The organism is Paenibacillus sp. JT22N1 (assembly GCF_059692155.1).
Window position 1 is genome coordinate 88,467 of record NZ_JCAUAW010000001.1, and the last position, 22,247, is coordinate 110,713.

At 44.3% G+C, this 22,247-nt stretch carries 23 protein-coding genes and 1 pseudogene; 18 read left to right on the plus strand and 6 right to left on the minus strand.

The window, feature by feature from the left end; genetic code table 11:
• Positions 1 to 54 precede the first annotated feature (54 nt).
• The 4 genes and pseudogenes from AC58UU_RS00365 (at position 55) to AC58UU_RS00380 (ending at position 4,603) form a co-directional block, all read left to right on the plus strand.
• Positions 55 to 1,350 carry a homocysteine synthase gene (locus AC58UU_RS00365; RefSeq protein ID WP_497311965.1) on the plus strand — a complete coding sequence of 432 codons (1,296 nt, stop codon included), beginning with the start codon at positions 55 to 57 and terminating at the stop codon, positions 1,348 to 1,350.
• Between the two features lie 683 nt (positions 1,351 to 2,033).
• Positions 2,034 to 2,418 (plus strand): annotated as a pseudogene (locus AC58UU_RS00370) (M15 family metallopeptidase); the annotation flags it as partial.
• 178 nt (positions 2,419 to 2,596) lie between these two features.
• Positions 2,597 to 3,616 (plus strand): Gfo/Idh/MocA family protein, encoded by a 1,020-nt coding sequence (locus AC58UU_RS00375; RefSeq protein WP_497311967.1) that lies wholly within the window; start codon positions 2,597 to 2,599, stop codon positions 3,614 to 3,616.
• 30 nt (positions 3,617 to 3,646) lie between these two features.
• Positions 3,647 to 4,603, plus strand: coding sequence for an AraC family transcriptional regulator (locus AC58UU_RS00380; protein ID WP_497311969.1), 957 nt, complete (start codon positions 3,647 to 3,649; stop codon positions 4,601 to 4,603).
• Positions 4,604 to 4,662: 59 nt separating this feature from the next.
• Here AC58UU_RS00380 and mtnA read toward each other — a convergent pair whose 3' ends face one another.
• Both mtnA and mtnK read right to left on the minus strand, forming a co-directional pair.
• A complete protein-coding gene (gene mtnA / locus AC58UU_RS00385) occupies positions 4,663 to 5,754 on the minus strand; it encodes an S-methyl-5-thioribose-1-phosphate isomerase (protein ID WP_497311971.1) in 1,092 nt (363 codons plus the stop codon).
• On the minus strand, positions 5,751 to 6,977 hold the full coding sequence (gene mtnK / locus AC58UU_RS00390) for an S-methyl-5-thioribose kinase (protein WP_497311973.1): 1,227 nt from the start codon (positions 6,975 to 6,977) through the stop codon (positions 5,751 to 5,753). The genes mtnA and mtnK overlap by 4 nt, the downstream gene beginning before the upstream one ends.
• 206 nt (positions 6,978 to 7,183) lie before the next feature.
• Here mtnK and AC58UU_RS00395 point away from each other — a divergent pair, with 206 nt between their 5' ends.
• From AC58UU_RS00395 to sufB, 8 genes are all read left to right on the plus strand, one after another.
• Complete coding sequence (locus AC58UU_RS00395; RefSeq protein WP_497311975.1) at positions 7,184 to 7,636, plus strand: Dps family protein; 453 nt, start codon at positions 7,184 to 7,186, stop codon at positions 7,634 to 7,636.
• Positions 7,637 to 7,729: 93 nt separating this feature from the next.
• Positions 7,730 to 7,897, plus strand: a complete 168-nt coding sequence (locus AC58UU_RS00400; protein ID WP_497311977.1) for a hypothetical protein — start codon at positions 7,730 to 7,732, stop codon at positions 7,895 to 7,897.
• 334 nt (positions 7,898 to 8,231) lie between these two features.
• Positions 8,232 to 8,801: a DUF1802 family protein gene (locus AC58UU_RS00405; protein WP_497311979.1), complete on the plus strand. Its 570-nt coding sequence runs from the start codon at positions 8,232 to 8,234 to the stop codon at positions 8,799 to 8,801.
• Positions 8,802 to 8,968: 167 nt separating this feature from the next.
• Positions 8,969 to 9,799, plus strand: coding sequence for a Fe-S cluster assembly ATPase SufC (gene sufC, locus AC58UU_RS00410; RefSeq protein WP_060645665.1), 831 nt, complete (start codon positions 8,969 to 8,971; stop codon positions 9,797 to 9,799).
• Positions 9,800 to 9,852: 53 nt separating this feature from the next.
• Entirely contained in the window at positions 9,853 to 11,148 is a 1,296-nt protein-coding gene (sufD, locus tag AC58UU_RS00415; RefSeq protein WP_497311981.1) for a Fe-S cluster assembly protein SufD, read from the plus strand.
• Positions 11,145 to 12,371, plus strand: coding sequence for a cysteine desulfurase (locus AC58UU_RS00420; RefSeq protein ID WP_497311983.1), 1,227 nt, complete (start codon positions 11,145 to 11,147; stop codon positions 12,369 to 12,371). Before sufD ends, AC58UU_RS00420 begins: the two co-directional genes overlap by 4 nt.
• Positions 12,358 to 12,792, plus strand: coding sequence for a Fe-S cluster assembly sulfur transfer protein SufU (sufU, locus tag AC58UU_RS00425; protein ID WP_171642966.1), 435 nt, complete (start codon positions 12,358 to 12,360; stop codon positions 12,790 to 12,792). Before AC58UU_RS00420 ends, sufU begins: the two co-directional genes overlap by 14 nt.
• A gap of 68 nt (positions 12,793 to 12,860) precedes the next feature.
• On the plus strand, positions 12,861 to 14,258 hold the full coding sequence (gene sufB / locus AC58UU_RS00430; protein ID WP_047676683.1) for a Fe-S cluster assembly protein SufB: 1,398 nt from the start codon (positions 12,861 to 12,863) through the stop codon (positions 14,256 to 14,258).
• Positions 14,259 to 14,343: 85 nt separating this feature from the next.
• Here sufB and AC58UU_RS00435 read toward each other — a convergent pair whose 3' ends face one another.
• Positions 14,344 to 14,772, minus strand: coding sequence for a PH domain-containing protein (locus tag AC58UU_RS00435; RefSeq protein ID WP_497311986.1), 429 nt, complete (start codon positions 14,770 to 14,772; stop codon positions 14,344 to 14,346).
• A gap of 223 nt (positions 14,773 to 14,995) precedes the next feature.
• On the opposite strand from AC58UU_RS00435, the gene AC58UU_RS00440 reads away from it, so the two are divergent.
• The 6 genes from AC58UU_RS00440 (at position 14,996) to AC58UU_RS00465 (ending at position 19,323) form a co-directional block, all read left to right on the plus strand.
• Positions 14,996 to 16,096: a C40 family peptidase gene (locus tag AC58UU_RS00440; RefSeq protein ID WP_497311988.1), complete on the plus strand. Its 1,101-nt coding sequence runs from the start codon at positions 14,996 to 14,998 to the stop codon at positions 16,094 to 16,096.
• A gap of 114 nt (positions 16,097 to 16,210) precedes the next feature.
• On the plus strand, positions 16,211 to 16,429 hold the full coding sequence (locus AC58UU_RS00445) for a hypothetical protein (RefSeq protein WP_497311990.1): 219 nt from the start codon (positions 16,211 to 16,213) through the stop codon (positions 16,427 to 16,429).
• On the plus strand, positions 16,429 to 17,091 hold the full coding sequence (locus tag AC58UU_RS00450; RefSeq protein WP_497311992.1) for a hypothetical protein: 663 nt from the start codon (positions 16,429 to 16,431) through the stop codon (positions 17,089 to 17,091). The genes AC58UU_RS00445 and AC58UU_RS00450 overlap by 1 nt, the downstream gene beginning before the upstream one ends.
• Positions 17,092 to 17,096: 5 nt before the next feature.
• Positions 17,097 to 18,293, plus strand: a complete 1,197-nt coding sequence (locus AC58UU_RS00455; RefSeq protein ID WP_497311993.1) for a glutathionylspermidine synthase family protein — start codon at positions 17,097 to 17,099, stop codon at positions 18,291 to 18,293.
• Entirely contained in the window at positions 18,290 to 18,937 is a 648-nt protein-coding gene (locus AC58UU_RS00460) for a signal peptide protein (protein WP_497311995.1), read from the plus strand. Before AC58UU_RS00455 ends, AC58UU_RS00460 begins: the two co-directional genes overlap by 4 nt.
• On the plus strand, positions 18,934 to 19,323 hold the full coding sequence (locus tag AC58UU_RS00465; protein WP_497311996.1) for a DUF350 domain-containing protein: 390 nt from the start codon (positions 18,934 to 18,936) through the stop codon (positions 19,321 to 19,323). The genes AC58UU_RS00460 and AC58UU_RS00465 overlap by 4 nt, the downstream gene beginning before the upstream one ends.
• On the opposite strand, the gene AC58UU_RS00470 is transcribed toward AC58UU_RS00465, so the two are convergent.
• The 3 genes from AC58UU_RS00470 to AC58UU_RS00480 are packed head-to-tail and all read right to left on the minus strand — an operon-like array spanning position 19,324 to position 22,207.
• Positions 19,324 to 20,373, minus strand: a complete 1,050-nt coding sequence (locus AC58UU_RS00470) for an HD-GYP domain-containing protein (RefSeq protein WP_497311998.1) — start codon at positions 20,371 to 20,373, stop codon at positions 19,324 to 19,326.
• Between the two features lie 45 nt (positions 20,374 to 20,418).
• Positions 20,419 to 21,483, minus strand: a complete 1,065-nt coding sequence (locus tag AC58UU_RS00475; protein WP_497312000.1) for a ThiF family adenylyltransferase — start codon at positions 21,481 to 21,483, stop codon at positions 20,419 to 20,421.
• Positions 21,484 to 21,505: 22 nt separating this feature from the next.
• On the minus strand, positions 21,506 to 22,207 hold the full coding sequence (locus AC58UU_RS00480; RefSeq protein WP_497312002.1) for a molybdenum cofactor biosynthesis protein: 702 nt from the start codon (positions 22,205 to 22,207) through the stop codon (positions 21,506 to 21,508).
• Between the last annotated feature and the right edge of the window lie 40 nt (positions 22,208 to 22,247).

The following is a 22,247-nucleotide window of genomic DNA, read 5'->3' on the forward strand; positions in this document are numbered from 1 at the left end:
TATAGTAAATGATTTCTTTGATTCAATTTATTTTTATCCTAGGAGGCATGTGCAATGTCAGATTCAGAACGCCAGTACTTACCGGAAACGTTAGCAATTCATGCAGGTCAACAAGTTGATCCGGCGACCAATTCAAGGGCTGTACCGATTTATCAAACGACTTCCTATGTGTTTAACGATACGGACCATGCTGCAAATTTATTTGCGCTTAAAGAATTTGGCAATATTTATACGCGTATAATGAACCCTACGACCGATGTATTTGAGAAACGGATTGCCGCGTTGGAAGGTGCCCCAGCCGCTCTTGCTGTAGCATCCGGTCAGGCAGCCATTACCTTCTCAATTCTGAACATTGCTGAGGTAGGAGATGAAATCGTTTCAGCTTCTTCCTTATATGGCGGTACATATAATTTATTTTCAAATACATTACGTAAACTAGGTATTATAGTGAAATTCGTTGATCCGAGCAATCCGGAAAATTTCCGAGGTGCGATCACCGACAAGACCAAAGCCATTTATGCGGAATCGATCGGTAATCCTAGGGGGGATATTCTCGATATTGAGGCTGTAGCGGCTATAGCACACGAAAATGGGATTCCTTTGATTATTGATAATACATTCCCGAGTCCTTACCTGCTTAGACCGATTGAGCACGGGGCCGATATTGTTGTTCACTCCGCAACCAAATTCATTGGCGGACACGGAACAACGATTGGCGGTGTTATTGTAGATAGTGGTAAATTTGATTGGGCTGCAAGCGGTAAATTTCCTGGTTTGACGAAACCTGATCCAAGTTATAACGGCGTCGTCTATACTGAGGCTGTCGGTCCTATTGCCTACATCATTAAAGCAAGGGTTCAACTGCTTCGAGATTTAGGGGCTTCGTTATCTCCTAACAGTTCGTTCCTTTTATTGCAAGGACTTGAGACACTGCATCTGCGTTTGGAGCGCCACAGTTCCAATGCCCTTAAGGTTGCTCAATTTTTAGAGTCTCATGACTCCGTAGAATGGGTTAGTTATGCTGGCTTAGAAAGCCATCCTTCCTATAAACTTGCTCAGAAGTATTTGCCGAAGGGGCAAGGTGCTATTTTGAGCTTTGGTATTAAAGGCGGAATTGAATCAGGCAAGAAGCTGATACATTCCGTTAAATTATTCTCTCATTTGGCGAATGTCGGTGATTCGAAGTCATTGATTATTCATCCTGCAAGCACGACGCATGCACAATTGAATGAGCAGGAACAAGTATCTGCCGGTGTGTCACCAGGACTTATTCGATTGTCCGTTGGTACGGAAGCGATCGAAGATATTATCTATGATTTGGAACAAGCGATTGCATCAAGTCAAGGCTAGAAGAGCAAAGGAATTATTTTACGAATTCTAAACTTGTAACCATACACGAATACGCATAAAATAAGAAGGCTGTGATCTAGGCTTAAAACCTAAAATTGCAGCCTTTTTGTCCACATAAGAAAGTATAAGTTTTCGGATCCCGAAAACCGCTTTCTTATTGGCGATAAAACCTACCTCTAAACGCGGTCGCACATCCTTGATAGGCCTCGATAGAGGTTTTCTCATTTGCGATGCAACTTTTGCATGAGATCAGAAGTCTATTTCTTGTGTAAGTTTTTCATATTTGAGGAGGCAACTAGAAGATCATGAACAACAAGTCGAAATATGCGCTCGCCATACTCTTGGCGTTATCCATAGCAACAGGATGCAGCAAGGGGGAAGTAGCTCCTTCAGGTAGTTCCACTGCAACGGCTACTCCGCCGGTTAGTTTGGGAAGTCCTACAGCTTCTTCGAGCCCTTCTCCATCGCCTGTCATAACCCCGAAACCCTCAATTGTTCCTACGGCTTCCCCATCAACCTCTGCCGTTCCGCCAAAGAGCGGAGCTATCCAAGTTGTTGCGAAACCGGAGAGTATAACTGTTCTAGTAAATAAGCAAAATTCACTGCCCTCGAGCTACGAGCCGACTGATTTGGTATATCCTGATATTCCATTTATTTTTGCTGAGAAAAATGAAAAACGTAAAATGCGTAAAGCCGCTGCCAGTGCGATCGAAAAACTCTTTGCTGGAGCTGAGAAGGACGGTATCCGCCTATCTGGAGTTTCGGCATATCGCTCTTATGCGACGCAGAAATCTATTTTCCAGCGCTATGTACTTAAAGATGGCGAAGAGAAAGCCAAAATGTACAGTGCTGTTCCTGGAACGAGTGAGCATGAAACTGGACTAGCCATAGATGTAACGGGAAGTGACGGGAAGTGTGCGGCGGAAGATTGCTTTGGTGGGACCAAGGAAGCGAAATGGCTTGAAACACATGTGGCGGAGTACGGTTTTATTATTCGTTATCCCAAAGGGAAAACAACGATTACCGGTTATCAATACGAGCCATGGCATATTCGTTATGTGGGTATAGATGTTGCGAAAGAAATAGTAAGCAAAAGCTTGACAATGGAAGAGTATTATAATGCGGTGCCTGTAACCAAGTAATAAAAGATGTCGTTATTTTGCACCTTATTCTGTCGCTAATTCGAAATTTATCAAGACGTTATGGCATGTTACAATGAAGCCAAGTCACTTATTTGGAGGTTAACATGATTAAAGTAGCGATGTTAAGTTTTTGGCACGTGCATGCAAATGACTATGCAAAACAAGTAGAGGGGCATCCAGATACTCAGATTGTTGCGGTTTGGGATGAGCTTCCAGAACGTGGGCAAGCGGAAGCGGCTAAGCGCGGAGTGAGCTTTTACACAGATCTAGCGGAGTTATTAGCAAATAAGGAAATTGATGCTGTTGTTGTGGATACACCGACCAACCTACACCGAGACGTAATGATCGCTGCTGCGAAGGCAGGTAAACATATTTTCACAGAAAAAGTAATTGCACCAACCTTACATGAAGTTAATGAGATTCTGAACGCTGTTAATGAAGCAGGTGTGACATTGACAGTTTCATTGCCTCGTCTGAATCCAACTTATACGTTAGCGATTCAAGAAATTGTCCAGAAAGAATTATTGGGCCAGATTACACTCGTTCGAACACGCTTATCACACAATGGCGGCATTTCCACGAATGAAAATCCGAACGGTTGGTTGCCAGAGCACTTCTATAATGCAGAGCAATGTGGCGGAGGCGCCCTAATTGATCTCGGTTGTCATCCTATGTATTTAACTCGTTTATTATTGGGGCTGCCTGAAGCTGTAAGCGCTTCTTACGGCTATGTAACAGGTAGAGAAGTTGAAGATAATGCCGTAGCAACCCTTCAGTATGCAAATGGTGCATTAGGCATCGTGGAAGCTGGTTTTGTGAACGCAGCTTCACCGTTTGTGATTGAAGTTCACGGTACGGATGGCAGTGTCCTTTATTCCGATCATGATGGAAGAGTCTTACTTCGTACGAAAAAGCTTGCAGATGCAAGCACGCAATGGGTAGCGTATGAGAACGGTCCAGAAGCGAAGCCATCTGCGTTCGATCAATGGGTAGCTCATATTCAAAATGGGACAAAAGCGGTTGAAAATATTGGGCTTGCTGTGGATTTAACGAAGCTGATGGAGGCTTCTAATCGTTCCGTTGCAGCCAAACAACAAGTGCGACTTGATTCACTAAACCAATAATTTTAGCAGGTATGAAAGGAGGGTCTACGGATGAGCCAGCCATTTTACTTCGAACCCATGGTCGAGAATCCAATGGCATTGGATCGCTTGGAGTTAAGCTTTCGATGGGGTTCTTATGGACTTCGAGTATTGCGCTGTCATCTGACTTCTTTTCCTGCAGGAATGATCATAGATTTTCATCAACATTCCGAGTATGAAATTCATTATATCCCCTATGGCAAAGGCAGGGTGATTCTGGACGGTGTCACGCATCCCCTTCATGAAGGCATGCTTTATGTAACGGCACCAGGCGTCAGTCATCGCCAAGAAGCCGATGAGCGGGAAGCGATGGGCGAACTTTGTCTGCATGTGGATATCGTAAAGCTGGATCAAGGTGAAGCTGAGCGAGGTTCTGTGCCAGTCTCTGAAGCATGGGGAGAAGCTTGGGAGATTGCTGAGGCAGATGCATGCCTAAGGCAGCTGAGCGAGCTTCCTCATGTCCCTGCTTTAGACCGACAGGAAGCCATGAAGTGCTTTCTTATCGCTTATGAAGCTTGGCGAAGCAATCAGCTAGGGCAGTACACGATTATTAAGCAATCCATTGTGCAAATGTTGTTAAGGACAGTGGGGGCCTATAAGGCGGATCAGCAAGGGTTGAACCTGCCTGCGCGTGATATGAAGAGCTATCGGTATCAGCTTGCTATTCAATTTATTGAGGATAACTTCCGTCGTCCACTTACGCTTGAAGGAGTAGCTGAACGCTTACAGATCAGTTCAAGACAGCTTCAGCGTATCTTTAAGGAGCAGGCGAACATCTCGTTCAGCGAATACTTGGAACAGGTACGATTGAAACATGTATGCAGCGAGTTGCTTCAAACCTCGTTAACCCTTGACAAAATTGCGGAAAGCAATGGCTTTGCATCTAGTAATTATTTGCACTATGTCTTTAAGAAAGCACATGGTGTCACTCCGAATCAATATCGTGATCAACTATTGAATCATGGATAAAATAAAAAGGCTGTTCCCTCGTAGAGTGATGATCTACTACGCAGGGAACAGCCTTTTTCTTATTCGAACAGCTTCCGCAAGTTTTCCGTGTAAGGAGCTTGAATAATGCCTTTTTCTGTAATAATGGCTGTCACATATTCGTTAGGTGTCACGTCGAAGGCGGGATTAAATACTTTCACACCCAGAGGAGCTGTGCGTTTACCGAAGCCTTGTGTAATCTCATCCTCATGACGCTCTTCAATGGGGATGTCTCCGCCCGTAGGCGTATTCAGATCGATCGTGGAGAGCGGGCTCGCCACGTAGAACGGTATGCCGTGCGCTTTCGCCAGTACGGCTACGCTGTAGGTGCCGATTTTGTTGGCAACGTCACCGTTAGCCGCTACGCGGTCTGTTCCTACGATGACAGCCTGGATCCAACCCTTCGACATGACCGCGCCGGCCATGTTGTCACAGATCAGCGTCACATCAACGCCTGCTTGCTGCAGTTCAAAGGCCGTCAGCCGTGCGCCTTGCAGCACCGGGCGGGTCTCATCCGCGAACACTTTGATGTTCATGCCTTTTTCCTTAGCCAAGTAGAACGGCGCTAACGCCGTGCCGTACTTGGCTGTCGCTAAGCCCCCGGCGTTGCAGTGCGTCAGCACGCCGAATCCATCCTCGAACAGCGTTAGCGCATGTTCGCCGATAAGGCGGTTCGTCTCCTCGTCCTCTGCTTGAATCTTCTGCGCTTCGTCCAGGAGGGCTTCCTTGAAGGCAGCTGTGCTTACGCCTGCTGCTGCCAAAGCAACAGCCTGCGCTCTCATACGATCGAGCGCCCAGAACAAGTTCACAGCTGTCGGACGCGATGTCGCCAGGTAGTCCGCTTGCTTCTGGACTTCCGCCAGAAGCCCTTCCATCTGAGCATCCACTTCACGGATGCCGAGGTATACCCCATACGCGGCGGCGATTCCTATCGCTGGTGCGCCGCGAACCTTCAAATGTCGGATCGCTTCCCACACCTCTATCGGTGTTTCCAGCGGCAAATACACAATCTCTTCCGGCAGCAGCCGTTGATCTAGCAGATCAAGCTGCTTGCCATTCCAACGCAAGGATTGCAAGGCACCTTGGTTCTCAAGGTTTTGTACTTCTAAATCTTTGTTGTTCGTGTTCGTCATAGGACAAATCCTCTTTCTGCAGCAGATTCTTGGGTGGCGATGGCAATAAGTTCATCGATGGATTTCACTTGACGATTGGTACGAATGAATGAAGTGCCAATTGCTAACGCCAAGCGCTGTGCACGCTCTCTTGCAGCTGCATCTTCGATTTTATCAATATCAGCCACATGTGCAAGTCCGACAATACGGCGAACCATTTTAGCTCCCGCGAATCCGACAGTATCTTGGAGTAGATTGGATAGGAAGTAGTCTTGATAGTCAGGTGTTTGGAATACACGATCTACACCATGCTCATTCCATAACGCGCGGAAATTCGTTTCGAAATGGGTCCATACATCCTTCACGGTTTGTAATAAATACGCGCGATAGGAAGCACGGCTCTCAGTATCTTTACTCCAGCCCTCTTGAGCAGCGAAATTGAGGAGCAGATTCGCGAGTACAGCGCCAATATCGAAGCCCATCGGCCCATAGTAAGCGAACTCAGGATCAATCACCTTCGTGGAATCTGGTTTGATAAAGATGCTTCCTGTGTGCAAATCACCATGAAGGAGCGCTTGTGCACTCGTAAGGAATTTGTTGCGAAGGATAGCTACCTCAAAGTGAAGCTCGCTGTCCGCCCAAAGCTGTTCTGCCGCATCACGGATGTGCGCTTCGATATTGTTCGTTTCTGCATCGCGATACGGATCATCGAAGATTAAGTCTTCTGTAATTTTGCAAAGCTCGGGGTTGATGAATCGACCCTGTTGGATTTTCTTTTCTTGCTGGTTTTTGCCTAGATCCGAAGTGAAAAATAACGTATTTGCTAGAAAGCGACCGATATGCTCAGCAAAGAGTGGGTATTGGTTACGTTCAATCAACCCTCTGCGCATAATGACATGGTCACTCAGATCTTCCATCACGGTAAGCGCCAAATCAGCATCATAGGCATAAACGTGAGGTACAAGGTCTGGATTCAAACTTTCTTCAATCAAGAGCGCTTCACTTTCAATTCGTGCACGGTCCAGTGTTAAAGGCCAGGATTCGCCGACAACTTTGGCATAAGGAAGGGCTTGTTTTAAAATAATACTTTTTCCTGTAGCTGTTTCCGATATGCGAAAAACGAGATTTAAGTTGCCGTCGCCGATTTCATGGCTAGTTAAGTCTGATCCCGGTTGAAACAGATTTGGAATTTTACGTGCGTATTCAATGGCTTGGGCTTCACTTAAAGGATGATAAGTGGACATGTAGTAACCTCCTATGATTCATTGGATTTAATTCCAACTAACTTACTATGTTTTAATCGTCTTTTCCTAGTATAAGACAAAATGTAGCTGCTTGAAATACTAACTTTGGAAATGTTGCACAAATTACATAAAATAAGTGCTTCTTACGTAAATTAACGCGTACATGAACAGAATATAACCGATTAATAAAGATGAGGAGGCTTAATATGGTGACAACGTCCTTAACACAATCTATCCAAGTTGTTCTGAATAAGCAAATTGCAAACTGGGGTTTACTTTATGTCAAGCTGCACAACTTTCATTGGTATGTGAAAGGCAATCAGTTTTTCACGCTGCATGTTAAATTTGAAGAGTTATATAATGAAGCTGCCCTTCACGTGGACGAGCTGGCTGAACGGTTGCTTTCTATAGGTGGTCAGCCGGCGGCCACAATGAAAGCTTTTATGGAATTATCGTCCCTAAAAGAGGCTTTGGGTACAGAAACCGCCACAAAAATGGTCGAAGCTGTTATAGAAGATTTCACGATCCTTACGCAAGAATTAAAAGCGGGTATGCTGGCTTGTGAAGAAGTTCAAGATGATACGACGTCCGACATGCTTCTAGCCATTCAAACTTCCTTGGAAAAGCATCGCTGGATGCTTCAGTCATTCCTAGGATAATCGATATTTACAAAATCTTTAACCTGAACAAACATGTGGATGATGAAACTTGGCTATACTTGGAGCAAAACAGTTCTGGAGGATGTCATTGTGATGAAAATCCTGAATCTGCTGCTTGTTGTGGCTGCTTGCTTCTTCTTGCTCCTGATCGCTTTCGATGCTGATGCTCCTAGCGTGACTGCTGATCCTAATCCCATGAAGCAAAATCAAGACCAGTTTACCCGTATGCAACCAACGTATTACGCTGAAACTTCGAAATAAAAGTGAGAGTAAAGGGATGGCCCCTGGTTCGTAAAGGCCATCCCTTTTTTTTATGCTGCGTTCACTTATATGGAGCGACTTGGAAAATAGTAGATGGGCTATAGTGGTTGCCATGTTGAATAAATTCACATTCGCGGTGAATGATGTTGTAGAAAGTGCAACAATTGCTGCTTAAATCTCGCCTGAGCAAACCAATGAGCATATAAACGATTGATCTGATTTAATACACCTCAATCTAGAGCGAAATTGCTTCACCTCCTTATGTCACATTGTTTTGCTTCCTTATATTCCTTATAATAAATAAGATTAATGAGGAGAACGAGGTGTTTGCGTCATGGGGAAACCAAAGGCCCTGAAGGAATGGGCATCGGCTGTTAAAGCATTGGAAGATGGAACGCAAATTTTTATTATGCGCAAGGGAGGAATTGTTGAGGAAACAAAAGATTTTCAAGTGGAATCCGCTGATTTCTTTCTCTATCCGACGTATGAACATCAGAGAAAAGAATTATTGAAGGAAGATTATCGCGGGGTTATCGATGAATCCCTCATAGGCTGGCGTGCAGAGGATACACACGTAACGATTAGCAGCTTTGCTCGAATGGTTGAAGATATTGAGGTCAGTGATCAAGAACAGTTGAATAAACTGTATCCTTATCACATTTGGACTGAAAATTTCACGGAAGAAAGATTAAAGTGGAAACGCAAAAATCCGCTTCATATCATGCTGTTAAGGGTATATACATTGGTGCAGCCCTTGCAAATTCCGATCGAACAAGCCTACATAGGCTGCAAATCATGGATTGAGCTTGGGGCTGCTATACCGGAAGAGTCTTCCTTGGTTCCAGTGTTGAGTAATGAGGCGTTTGCTGCGAGGGTTGCTGAAATTAAGCATACTTTGGCGTAATTAAAAGGTTGCATTTTCAGAAAATGACCATCTTTTTCATACAAATGCCCTTTCTTGATTTAGCATAGTAAGTTATAATAGAATTATTCTAATGAGAATCAATGATAATCATTTGAAATGGTTGTCGTTTATCTTGTACATTCAAACACATTATGGAGGCTTAAGAAATGGCGAATTCATCAACATTTACAATAGACGGTCTAAAAGCGAACGTCGAAGGAAAGGAAATTTTGAAGGGTCTTAGCCTGGAAATCAAAGGCGGCGAAATTCATGCCATCATGGGACCAAATGGTACAGGTAAAAGTACATTGGCTTCTGCTCTGATGGGTCACCCGAAATATGAAGTAACTGAGGGTACTGTAACATTAGACGGTGAAGATGTTCTCGAAATGGCTGTTGACGAGAGAGCACGCGCTGGTTTGTTCTTAGCTATGCAATATCCAAGCGAAATCACAGGCGTAACAAACGCTGACTTCTTGCGCAGCGCAATGAATGTTCGCCGCGGTGAGGGCAACGAAATCTCGTTGATCAAGTTCATTCGCCAAATGGAAGCGAAGATGAAGCAATTAGAAATGAACCCAGAGTTCATGCACCGTTACCTGAACGAAGGCTTCTCCGGTGGTGAGAAGAAACGTAACGAGATTCTACAAATGCTTTTGCTTGAGCCAAAGTTTGTCATTCTTGATGAAATTGACTCCGGTCTTGACATCGATGCATTACGCATCGTAGCTGAAGGTGTTAATGCTATGCGCAGCGAAGAGCGCGGCTTCTTGATCATTACGCATTACCAACGTTTGCTGAACTACGTTAAACCTGATTTTGTACATGTTATGATGCAAGGTCGTATTGTGAAATCCGGTGGCCCTGAGCTTGCAGAGCGTCTGGAAGCGGAAGGTTACGATTGGATCAAAGAAGAACTCGGTATCGTGGATGAAACTGTTGGCCAAGATACGGAAGAATTTAAAGTTCCAATGAACACGCCTGGACCGAAGTACTAAAGGAGGAGAGACTTTGGTCTACGACCCAAGGTCCATATATTAGGAGGAATACCATGAGTAGTCAAACAACACTTTCCATAGATACTAATGCTGTCATCGAGCTCTCCCGCAGCAAACAAGAGCCGGAGTGGGTGACTGCCCTTCGTACAGAAGGGTTAGCGTTAGCGAATTCTTTGGAATTACCTGCACTAGAAAAGACGAGAATTGACCGTTGGAGCATCTCCTCCTATGGTTCATATAAAACGCAAGCTCCTTTGGCATCCCTCGATGCTTTACCCGAAGTTGCCAAAGGATTAGCTAATTCCGAAAACTTGATCGTACAACGCAACTCCGGTATCGTGTTCAATCAAGTATCGGCGGAATTGAAACAGCAAGGCGTTATTTTCACCGATTTGGAAACAGCAATTCGCGATCATGCGGATTTGGTGAAGCCATACTTCATGAAAGCTGTAGAAGCCAATGAAAATCAATTAACAGCTTTACATGCTGCTCTATGGAATGGCGGTATTTTCATCTATGTACCGAAAGACGTTCGAGTGACCCTTCCGCTGCAAGCGTTATTTGTAACAGATGATGCCGAAGCGACTTTTGCACCGCATGTCTTGATTGTTGCAGAGCAGTTCAGCTCTGTTACTTATGTAGATAATTTTGTATCCTCCGTATCAGGTGTTCCGATGGTACAGAACGGGATCGTTGAAGTATTCGTGAAGCCAGGTGCGCGAGTTAACTATGCATCTGTTCATAACTTGGAAGAATCCGTTACGGACTTGACTTACCGCCGTGCGATCATCGATAACGATGCGAGCATTCAGTGGGTAGTTGGTGAAATGAACTACGGCAACACACTTTCTGATACAACATCGATCCTTAAAGGCAAAGGTTCCGACTCCGATGCTAAAGTGATCTGTGTAGGAACTCAGGAGCAGAAGTTGAACCTGACAACACGCGCTGTGCATTGGGGCAAGGCTTCGACAAGCGACATGATTACTCGTGCCGTAATGAGAGATGGCTCAACAGCGATCATCAACGGGATTACGAAGATCGAAAAAGGCGCAACAGGCTGTAACGGTCAACAAACAGAGAAAGTACTTATGCTCAGCCCGAAAGCACGCGGCGACGCGAATCCAATTCTTCTTATTGATGAGGATGATGTTAAAGCTGGTCATGCGGCGAGTGTTGGCCAAGTCAATGCTGAGCAAGTTCACTATCTGATGTCTCGTGGGATTACGAAGGAAGAAGCTCAGCGCTTAATTATTTACGGATTCTTGGCGCCAGTCGTTTCCGAAATTCCAATTAAGAGCGTTGAAGAACAGCTACAAAGATTAGTGGAGAGGAAGCTGGGACAATGAATACCTCGGAGATACGTGAACTTTTTCCCATTCTGAAGCAAGAAGTGAACGGTCATCCGCTGGTGTACTTGGACAGTGCTGCTACTTCCCAGAAGCCTATTCAGGTGATTGAAGCACTGAAGCACTACTATGAGTGGGACAATGCGAACGTTCACCGCGGGGTTCATACCCTAGGTTCCCGTGCAACGGATGCATACGAAGGAGCTAGAGCCAAAGTGGCTAAGTTCATTGGTGCATCCAGTGAGCAGGAAATCATTTTCACTAGAGGCACGACAACGGCAATCAATATTGTAGCAAGCAGTTATGCGAAATCTGTACTGCGTGAAGGCGATGAAATCGTCCTTACACCGATGGAGCATCACAGCAACCTGATTCCATGGCAGCAAGCTGCCAAGGCAACAGGTGCTACTTTAAAATATATTCCTTTACAGCCTGATGGTTCGATTTCGCTTACAGATGTTGAAAACACGATAACCAATCGTACGAAAATCGTTTCGGTTGTATATGTTTCCAACGTTCTGGGTGTCGTAAATCCGATCAAAGAAATCGCCCAAATCGCCCATAAACATGGTGCGAAGATGATGGTCGATGGCGCACAAAGCACACCACATATGAAGGTGGATGTACAAGATTTGGATTGCGACTTCTACGCGCTTTCCGGTCACAAGATGTGTGGCCCTACCGGAATCGGGGCATTGTATGGAAAGAAGGCCTTGCTTGAGAATATGGAGCCCGTTGAGTTTGGCGGCGAGATGATTGATCATGTGGATCTCTATGAGTCAACATGGAAAGAACTGCCTTGGAAGTTTGAAGGTGGAACACCAATTATCGCAGGAGCTGTTGGCCTCGGCGCGGCAATCGATTTTCTTCAAGAAGTCGGTATGGACAATATTTATAAACACGATATTCAGCTCACGAATTATGCAATGGACCGTATGACCCAGATCGAAGATCTAGTTGTCTATGGACCTACTGCGAACCGTGCAGGACTCGTAACGTTTAATCTAGGCGATGTGCATCCTCATGATGTGGCAACCGTTCTGGATGCGGAAGGAGTTGCTGTGCGTGCCGGTCACCATTGCTGTCAGCCTTTAATGAGATGGCTTGAGGTGAGTTCTACGGCTCGTGCAAGCTTCTATCTATACAATACAGAAGCGGATATTGACCGACTTGTGTTGGCCTTACAAAAAACAAAGGAGTACTTCGGCCATGCAATTGGATGATTTATACCGTAGAGTGATTATGGATCACTATAAAACACCGCGCAACCGTGGGAAGTTTGAGTCTGGCGAAGCTGTTACGATTGATCTGAATAACCCAACATGTGGTGATAAAATCTCGCTGCAAATGCAGGTTGAAGATGGAATCGTGAAGATGGCTAAGTTCACAGGCGAAGGTTGTTCGATTAGCTTATCCTCTGCATCCATGATGACGGATGCGGTCAAAGGTAAGACCATCGAAGAGGCACTGAAGATGGCTGATGGTTTTTCTGGCTTGATGAAGGGCGAACCTGTTGAATTTGAATACGAAGATATTGAGGCGTTATCTGGCGTAAATAAATTCCCAGCACGTATTAAATGTGCAACCCTGGCATGGAACGCACTTCGCAAAGGGATTGAACATTCTCAAAAAACCGATAACTAACGCAAAAGCGATGCATAGATTAGAAAAGCTGTTTTTTATTGCACAAAAATTCTAAGGAGGAATCAACCATGGCTAAACAAATGCCAGATCTCGAGGATTATAAATATGGTTTTAGAGATGAGCACAAATCGATTTTTCAATCGGGTAAAGGCTTAACTCGTGAAATCGTTGAAGAAATCTCCAGAATTAAAGGCGAACCTGAGTGGATGCTAGAGTTTCGTCTGAAATCCCTGGAGCAATTTTTCAAAATGCCAATGCCACGTTGGGGCGGAAACATGGATGACTTGGATTTTGATGATATCCAGTACTATGTAAGACCGTCTGAAAAGCAAGGAAAAACGTGGGAAGAAGTTCCTACAGAAATTAAAGAAACTTTCGATAAACTCGGTATTCCTGAAGCAGAACAAAAATTCTTAGCTGGTGTATCCGCTCAGTATGAATCTGAGGTTGTTTACCACAGCATGCAAAAGGAACTCGAAGACCAAGGCGTTATCTTCACAGATACGGATTCGGCGCTTCGTGAGTACCCAGAGCTGTTTAGACAATATTTCGGAACCATTATTCCACCTAGCGACAATAAATTCGCTGCGTTGAACAGTGCAGTATGGTCCGGTGGTTCATTCATCTATGTGCCTAAAGGCGTAAAATGTGAAGTTCCATTGCAGGCTTACTTCCGTATTAACTCCGAGAACATGGGACAATTCGAGCGTACATTGATCATTACCGATGAGGAAAGCTTCGTGCACTACGTAGAGGGCTGTACAGCTCCTATTTACAGCACAAACTCCCTTCATAGTGCGGTAGTTGAAATCGTATGTCTCAAAAACTCCCGTGCACGTTATACAACGATTCAAAACTGGGCACCGAACATCTACAACCTCGTTACCAAACGTGCGGTTGCAGAAGAAGGCGCTACAATGGAATGGGTCGATGGTAACATCGGTTCCAAGCTGACAATGAAGTACCCAGCTGTTGTGCTGAAAGGCCGCGGCGCTAAAGGGATGGTTCTTTCCATCGCTGTAGCTGGTAAAGGGCAGCACCAAGATGCTGGCGCGAAAATGACGCATCTGGCGCCTGACACAACTTCAACGATCGTATCCAAATCGATCTCCAAACACGGTGGTAAAGTAACGTACCGTGGTCTGGCTTCCTTCGGACGCAACTCCCAAGGTTCCAAAGCGAACATCAAATGTGATACGTTGATTCTTGATAACGAGTCAACGTCAGATACGATTCCATATAATGAAATCATGAACGATAACATTACGCTTGAGCATGAAGCAACAGTATCCAAGGTATCTGAGGATCAATTGTTCTACCTCATGAGCCGCGGTCTTACTGAGGCTGAAGCAACACAAATGATCGTTATGGGCTTCATTGAGCCGTTCACGAAAGAACTTCCAATGGAATATGCCGTAGAAATGAATCGTCTCATTAAGTTTGAGATGGAAGGTTCCATCGGTTAATCGATATGCACAACTTAAAGCGTGCCCGAGTTTCTCGGGCACGCTTTTTTTAGTAAATTTTTTTCTAGCAAATAAGTCTCTCTAATTAAGCGTTAATACGTTTGCGATTCTGTGTTGCTAGAGTCAGAATGGCAACATAGAAAGGTTGGAGGTTGAATTTTTTACCGAACTCAAATTTATAGGAAGTCGTGACAGCATTGTTGGCTTTGTAATAAGGAGACGTAATGTAATGGATCGTTAATTCACTATCATCGAAGCCTGTGCCGCCTGTTTCCATCGTAACATCATAGATAGAGTCAAGATCAATGGAAGCGATCCTAGTTTTTTTGCCAGTAACACCTTGATGATCAATAAGAATAATTCTTTCATCTGTAACGATAAATGTATCTCTGACTAACTTAAAGCCTGTTGTCACCTTTTCGCTGGGCATGAGATAGATGCCATACTGCTTTGTGAGCTCATCTACGGAAACCTCTGAAAAATTGCCTAAAAGTCCATTCAAAAAGCCTGCCATCTCGATCACTCCTTCATTCAATATATTCCCATATTCGACAAATAAAATGGGATAACCTTCTTTTCTCCCTCCCTCCATATGAGATGGTTTAGTTAGTATACGCTCTAATCTAGAAGCTTCCAAGATGATCCAAGTAGTTCAAATGGCCTTTTATGCATATTTGCAAGCCGCTTGTCTCAATCTATAGAGGATAATTATGTGTCCCTAAAGGAGAATAGAAGCGATGTGGAAAAGGCTGAAAGTAGTAGCAATTGGTAGCATAGTAGTCATGATGGCAACTACAACCGCTTGTGGGAGGGGTAATGTCAGCCCGAATAAAGCGGCACCAACGAAGAATCCTACCACACAGTCAGGTACAGGCAATATGCAGTCTCAGAGCTTGTCACAACCAGGACAAGGAACGACATTAGGTAATGATAACGCTGTTGTACCCATTAAAGTGATTAACAATGTAAATTATGTAGCTGCAAGTGAACTCATCAAAACCCTAAAGTTCCAGTCAAAGGAAGAAAGTAATCAGAGGCTGTTAATTGGCGATAATGACGCAAACTTCGAAGTGACCATGAATTCGAAGAAAGCCATGAAGGATGGTTCAGAAATTCAAGTTAGCGAACCCTTTATCAAGGAGGGGAATTCGGCCTACTTGCCAGTCTCCGCTTTGGCAGATTTGTTTCAAGAAGATATGTCATATGAAGTGAAGAATGGCCAATTGTTGATTCATGCTGCTCCGGTTGCTCCAATTGAACATGAAGATGACAACGACCCCCGCGGTAACACAGCTGAGCTTGAGTTTAGCGATGATCCAACGGATCCTTTCAAAGGTGAAGGTACGGGAGCTAAACCGGCATCTATGCCACAAGATGAGGGTGACCTTGAGGTGTGGGCATCCACTAATCATGAAGAAGTAATTCCAGTTATTAGGAACATTGATATTAATGCAATGATTAACAAAGGCAAGCAATATTTAGGTGTGAGATATATATTCGGTACAGGAGCTTATCCGCAAACAGGAAAATTTGATTGCTCGACGTTTACCCAATATGTCTATGGAAAATATGGTGTAAAGCTACCGAGGCTTGCTCGTCAACAAGCGGCGCAAGGACAATTGGTTAGCCGAAAATCCTTGCGCAAAGGTGATTTGATGTTTTTCTATGTACCAGGTCGATTCAAAACCAATAAAACAATTGGACATGTTGGTATTTATATAGGCAACATGCAAATGCTTCATGCTTCACCTAAACCAAAGGATGGTGTTCAGATTACTAATATCGATAAAGCGTATTGGAAATCAACGTTTCTACGAGCAAAACGCATCGCATATTAATCCAATAAAGTCTATCCTTAGGGATAGGCTTTATTTATTTTCACTAAATTGAAACAAATGGTCTGTTCACGCGTTTTATCTAGTATACAGATTTGGATGGAGGAAGATGAATCGATGAATATTACGCTCTTCGAAAAATTGGTGGACGGACAACTGCAAAAAATTAGTGAACGCCCATGGGATGAGCAGCTCATTCAAGCCTTAAATGTAGCTAACTTTGTTCTTATTGGAGGTAAAGAATATGAAATGATCGAAGGAAGATTAAACTTAGATCTTAATGTTTTTGAGCTTCTATTGGTTACGGTAAGCTCAGGAGGGGGAGGGAACAAGTAGTGAAACGACCGCTTAAAGTGCTTTCAACCTCTATAGGCATCATGCTGGTTAGTCATATGCTGCTGCTATCTGCGCATGCTGTAGAGTCTCCTAATCCGAGTGCTGCTGGATCCGGAGCATCTAAGCTGGTTGAATGGTCATCAGAAGACGTCAAAGCTTATTACGACCCTTCAATTGACTGGAGTTTGCCCGTACCCGTTCTATCGGATAATAAAGCGACGTCGCCTTCTCCGTCTCCTACGCCTGTAGCAGGGGGGAGTTCAACAGGCTCTGGAGGAAGTACGACCCCTATCATTGTGAACCAGGTAACCGGCGGCGGTGGTTTTGGGTGGGATGATCTATTACTGTACCATTTGATCTTTAATACGGTAAGTCCTTATTCATCAAGTAGTTGGGGAAGCAATCACCGTTCCTCTTATTATCGTTCCAATACACCATATGTGACGAAAACCTATCAACCGAGTTCGTTTTCGAATCGATCGACAACGAAGACACCAACAACCTCGAGTGGAACCGGCTCGTTTACAACCAATAAGTCATCGTCAAACAGTACGAGCGGCGGAACAACATCAAGCTCCAAATCGACCTCAACCTCTTCCGGTAGTATTGGCGGTAAATCAAGTGGTTTCAGCTCTTCGTCAAGCTCAAGTTCAGGAGGTTAATTTCTGTGATATATGAAGTCATAGGGACGCCTTCTCCCGACAGAGATCACAGGGTGCTGCAGCTGGCGAGCCTTGGTTTTACATGGGCAGATATGGAAGAGGAAGCTTACTGGATTGACCAAATTGTGGTCATGCAGCGACATGCATACGAAGAACTTATCCATGCGGCTGGAGCTTTGTGGCGTGTGTTTGATAAGACGGTTCGTTATGTGAAAGGGAAGAGGGAGTTATATGAGCTCTTGTCTATTCCTGAAGTGCTGTGGGATGGGTTAGATCGACTCGAACCGGCTGCCGCTGGCTTCATTAGCCGATATGCAAGATTTGATTTTACCGTGAATCAGAAAGGCGAAATTAAGCTTTTAGAGCTGAACGCAGATACACCCACAGGGTATGTAGAAGCAGCGATAGCTACACCCTGGTTATGTGATCAAATGGGAATAGAAACGCCAAACCGTGCTATGAAAGAACTAATTCGCTCGGCGTGGGAGATCGAAGCGCCTGACTTTGCTGCCTGCATCGCATATGGAAAGCATGTTGAAGATACAGGAACCATAGATGCTCTTGTAGCGCATAGTGGAAGAAGGGTGACCTGTGTCGATTGTTTGGATTTATGGATTGACGAAGGCGTCGTTAAGGTCGGAGAGAACCAAATCATCAGCAAAATGTTTGCGCTGTATCCGAAGGAATGGATGGGCATTGATGATGGAGGAGAGGCCTTCTCTTATGCAATTGAAGAACAATTCATACAACTTTTCAATCCCTTACATGCGGTCATCTTGCAGTCAAAAGGCTTGCAAGCCATCATATGGGGCTTGCATGAGGAAGGCGCAGAATTGTTCACCTCAGATGAGCATGAGGCAATAAGGGCCTATATGCTGCCTACTTATATGACGCCTGATCTTACAGGTGATTATGTGTCCAAATCCATGTTCGGTAGGGAAGGCGGCTCGGTTGAGTTGTATAACACGCAGGGGGAATTAGAGGTCAAAGATGAAGTTGGCTTTGATACGAGTGTGTTTTTCAAGCGTGTTTATCAGCAGCGAGCCGATTTGCCTGAGCTACCTTTTGCTCATGGAAATAAACATTTATTAACAGGTCTCTTTGTCCTTAATGGAACACCGTGTGGGCTATTAGGTAGAGCAGGTGGGATAATTACAGGAAATGCTAGTCAATTTGTAGCGATAGGAGTGAAAGCACCTTGAAACAAGGACGATTTTGGCTAATGGCAGGTGGCTTTGTTGTATGCATCCTAATCATTTGGGCCATTAGCAGTGCACTTCATAAGAAACCAGCTGTTTTGAGTAAGACTACAGTTGGAAGTCCGTCAATCACAAGCAATATGAGTGGTGAAGTACCGTGGGATTATCAAGTACAGCAGGCAAAAGTCGGGGATTTATTGGATGGGGATATGGTCCTGCTGCCGAATAATGAACGGATTTCGAACGATCAGAATTTTGCTACAGGGGACCAAGTGTGGGTTCTGAGCTATATGCAGGCAACAATGAAAACGGACAATCAAGGGAAGAACGATGTGACACTTTCGCAATGGAAGCCAATTAAGACATTTAAAACGAAAGAAGAAGCTGAAAAAGATTTGGCGGAGTTAAAAATAGAAATTAAGACGGATGTGAAATTAGTGGGGGTTTACAAAACGGAGCAGGATGGCAAATTCCGCTATTTCGCGGTAGCTGATCTACCAACAGGACAAAAAGTGAAGCAGCCCATCCCAGAGGAACGCTATGTAAGCTTTAAAAACAAGAAGGAAGTACAGGTTATTCTAGAGGAAGTACACGATTACAGCAATTTTGATCAATCCATGGCGAAATTTCGGGGGTGGGCAGAATGATAGTTTTGGATATAGTAATTAGTTTATTTGTGATTGTCCTGCTGCAATTCGCAGGTATGTATGTGTTTAGTTTAATGACGCCCTACCGCGATATGGAGGAAATAAACAACGGCAATGTAGCCGTAGGCATTACCATGGGTGGTAAATTTGTAGCTACGGCGATAATATTAGGCATTGCGGCTTATACGAATTCTTCGATTTGGCATATGAGCTTATGGTTCGCGGTAGGGTATGTATGTTTGCTTGCTACGTATTGGATCTTTGATTGGCTTACACCCGGAGTGAAGCTATCTGATCAACTAAAGCAAGGGAATGTAGCTGTTGGCACGCTGCTAGCTGCCGTCTATATTGGAATCGCAATTGCAGTCAGCAGTCTTATTATTTAATTAAATCGCAATTTTCGTTATTTCTACGTCGCCAAGCTGTGATAAATCCAAGAATTGATTATCAATGTTAATGAGCGGTCGGAAGAAATCAGATGGATTTGTCATGACGATCGTACCGACGCGTCCGTCACTGAGTGACACTTTCTTACCGATAAAATTAGGAATCATGTTGCGGATAAATACTTGCGTGATTTTCGGATCAAGCTGGCCAAAACTCATGCGGTGTAGTTCCTTCAGAACGATCAGTAGATCACGTTTTTGCTGGTAAACCCGGTTGCAGATCATAGCACTGTAAACGTCTGCAACCGAAATGATAAGTGAGTACGAATGGATTTCTGTACTCTTTTTGCGTAAAGGATAGCCTGTACCATCCATTCGTTCATGGTGCTCTAGAGCAACGAGAGCAAGGGTATTGTCATTTAAGGATTTTTTGATGATTTCATAACCATATATTGTATGCTTCTGAATTTCATTGTACTCATCGTTGGTTAGCTTTGCGGGTTTATGTAGAATATCCGAATGGATTTTGCTTTTGCCGATATCGTGTAGATATCCTGCTTTTCCAATATGAAGGGCTTCTTTCTCACTTTTATTCATCCACTTGGCAATATAGTAGGATAACATACCTACTTGCACACTGTGCTGATACGTATAATCATCTTTGCTGTTCAAAGAAAGCAGCAACGAAACAACGTCTTTCTCCTCCTGAAAGCTCTCTATCATCGGATTGAAAGCGGATTCTATAAATTCATTATGAATAGATTCCCCGTTTTCGACGGCAGCAAATAAATCTTTTATACCGGTGATAGCATCGTTAAAAGAGTGTAATTGCGTGCTATTTGCTTGTCGGATTGTAGGTTCTTCAAGCACATTTACGGCTTCATTCCCTCTAGGATGTATATCTACATATTCTACATTGTGGCGATTGAGCATCAAGATATCTCCGCTATCAACGACAGTGCCTGATGAAAGAAGATGAAGTCCTACCATATTGTAGGAATCAGAAATAAGTTTATCACCAACAATAAGTTGAAGCACATGTATACGCATAGAAGCTCCTCTCCTAGTCCTATAATCCGTAGGTATATAGTTATACTACATCCCAATATATCGGCTGTAAAGACTTTTAGCCTGAATTAAATCTTCAGTTCCTTGGATGAGAACACGGCCATCCGGAAAGATGATCATGTGCAGATCCGGGGCTGCTTGGAACTTCAAAAGGAAGCGGTTTTTCTCTACCGGACCAAGTGGTTTTAATCGTTCTTCCCAATATTCAAGCGGTTTATCGGAAGGAATTACCGGATGAATCTGGACAGAATTACGACCACATAAGGATTGAATCGTGTCACTTTCTACACCGACTTCTAAGTAATCGTACTGCTTATTTGCGCAAGCGGGACAGTCTGATTTAAGCGCACCAGCTACACTAATCGCTGAATTCTGATTGAACCATAAGTCCCATTGCTGCATTCTAAGATTAAGCTGTTCGTTCGCGCCAACAAGCAATTTAAGAGCTTCCGTTGCTTGAAAGGAAGCTACAACATGAATGATTCCGCCAATAACGCCAGCAGTATCGCAGGTTTCAGTCGTGCCAGCAGCGGGGGCTTGTGTGAAAAGGCAGCGAAGGCATGGTGTTTGTCCCGGAATGATCGTCAAAGAGACTCCTCTAGAGGCGACCGCACCGCCATAAATCCAAGGAATCCCTAGTTTGATACTCACATCGTTAATCAGGAAGCGAACCGAAAAGTTATCGGTTCCATCTAGAATTAAATCTACATCACTTAACAGCTGTTCAGCATTCAAGGAATTCAGATCGGTTACATGAGGCTCAATCGTTACCTGTGAATTCACGAGTTGTAACCGTTTTGCAGCTGCAATCGCTTTGGGTGTGGTGGAAGCTGCATCCTCTTCATCGTAGAGCATTTGTCGTTGTAAGTTGCTAGTATCGACAAAATCACGATCAATCAGTCGTACGTAACCGACCCCTGCACGAACCATATGGTTGGCAAGAACGGTGCCTAAAGCACCCATTCCTACGATAGCAACACGACTTCCTCCGAGTTTGCGCTGTCCTTCTTTGCCGATGGGGGAAAACAGGACTTGTCTGGAATAGCGCGTATCAACGTCATCATTTTGATCTATATGTAAATGTGTGTCCAAGTGTGGTCATCTCCAGTCTGGGTTATTCGAATTGTGGCGTTTGGAGCGGGTTCCAGGGACCTGTTTGGCTGCCTTTCCACTCCGAACCATCTTCCCATATCTCTTTTTTCCAAATGGGTACGATTTGTTTCAGGCGTTCAATCGCATACCGACTCGCTTCATAGCAATGGACGCGATGCGGGGATGAAACGGCAATAACGACGCTTGCTTCGGCAATAGCGACCTTGCCCAAACGGTGTGTAATTGCACAAAGCGTGCCTGGCCACTGATTTTCTATCTCTTCACCGATGATTTCCATGGTTTTGAGTGCCATTGGTATGTAGGCTTCATATTCCAAAAGGACGGTCCGCTGCCCATAGGTCATCTCTCTCGTTGTCCCTATGAAGGCAATCGAAGCGCCGTGATTAGGGTGGTTGACTTTAGAAGCTACCTCGGCTGGATCAATCGTATCGTGGGTGATTTCATACTTAGATGGTTGACCGCCTGACACAGGGGGAATCAGTGCAATTTCATCTGCAGCTGTGACGATTTCCTGATCTCCGGCATAGGCTTGATTTTTAGCAAAAAAACAGGTCGCAAGTTGAGTGGAAGCTGCCGGATAGGCTGCTGTGATCTGCTTCTTGAGCTGCTCAATAGAAATGGATTCTTGTTCGATATCTATAATTAGGACGGAAGTCCCGAATAGGTCTACCAAACCTGCAAAGAGTTGGATGTGTATGTTCACGGCTCTGCTCCTAATGGCTTAGTTGTTGGAATCCCTTACA

Bases quoted from the DNA above. Each gene is read 5' to 3' on its own strand.
- AC58UU_RS00445 (WP_497311990.1), top strand. From the start codon at position 16,211: ATGAATATTACGCTCTTCGAAAAATTGGTGGACGGACAACTGCAAAAA.
- AC58UU_RS00395 (WP_497311975.1), top strand. From the start codon at position 7,184: ATGGTGACAACGTCCTTAACACAATCTATCCAAGTTGTTCTGAATAAG.
- sufD (WP_497311981.1), top strand. From the start codon at position 9,853: ATGAGTAGTCAAACAACACTTTCCATAGATACTAATGCTGTCATCGAG.
- AC58UU_RS00400 (WP_497311977.1), top strand. From the start codon at position 7,730: ATGAAAATCCTGAATCTGCTGCTTGTTGTGGCTGCTTGCTTCTTCTTG.
- AC58UU_RS00465 (WP_497311996.1), top strand. From the start codon at position 18,934: ATGATAGTTTTGGATATAGTAATTAGTTTATTTGTGATTGTCCTGCTG.
- AC58UU_RS00375 (WP_497311967.1), top strand. From the start codon at position 2,597: ATGATTAAAGTAGCGATGTTAAGTTTTTGGCACGTGCATGCAAATGAC.
- AC58UU_RS00435 (WP_497311986.1), bottom strand. From the start codon at position 14,772: ATGGCAGGCTTTTTGAATGGACTTTTAGGCAATTTTTCAGAGGTTTCC.
- mtnA (WP_497311971.1), bottom strand. From the start codon at position 5,754: ATGACGAACACGAACAACAAAGATTTAGAAGTACAAAACCTTGAGAAC.
- mtnK (WP_497311973.1), bottom strand. From the start codon at position 6,977: ATGTCCACTTATCATCCTTTAAGTGAAGCCCAAGCCATTGAATACGCA.
- sufC (WP_060645665.1), top strand. From the start codon at position 8,969: ATGGCGAATTCATCAACATTTACAATAGACGGTCTAAAAGCGAACGTC.
- sufU (WP_171642966.1), top strand. From the start codon at position 12,358: ATGCAATTGGATGATTTATACCGTAGAGTGATTATGGATCACTATAAA.
- AC58UU_RS00405 (WP_497311979.1), top strand. From the start codon at position 8,232: ATGGGGAAACCAAAGGCCCTGAAGGAATGGGCATCGGCTGTTAAAGCA.
- AC58UU_RS00470 (WP_497311998.1), bottom strand. From the start codon at position 20,373: ATGCGTATACATGTGCTTCAACTTATTGTTGGTGATAAACTTATTTCT.
- sufB (WP_047676683.1), top strand. From the start codon at position 12,861: ATGGCTAAACAAATGCCAGATCTCGAGGATTATAAATATGGTTTTAGA.
- AC58UU_RS00440 (WP_497311988.1), top strand. From the start codon at position 14,996: ATGTGGAAAAGGCTGAAAGTAGTAGCAATTGGTAGCATAGTAGTCATG.
- AC58UU_RS00420 (WP_497311983.1), top strand. From the start codon at position 11,145: ATGAATACCTCGGAGATACGTGAACTTTTTCCCATTCTGAAGCAAGAA.
- AC58UU_RS00380 (WP_497311969.1), top strand. From the start codon at position 3,647: ATGAGCCAGCCATTTTACTTCGAACCCATGGTCGAGAATCCAATGGCA.
- AC58UU_RS00365 (WP_497311965.1), top strand. From the start codon at position 55: ATGTCAGATTCAGAACGCCAGTACTTACCGGAAACGTTAGCAATTCAT.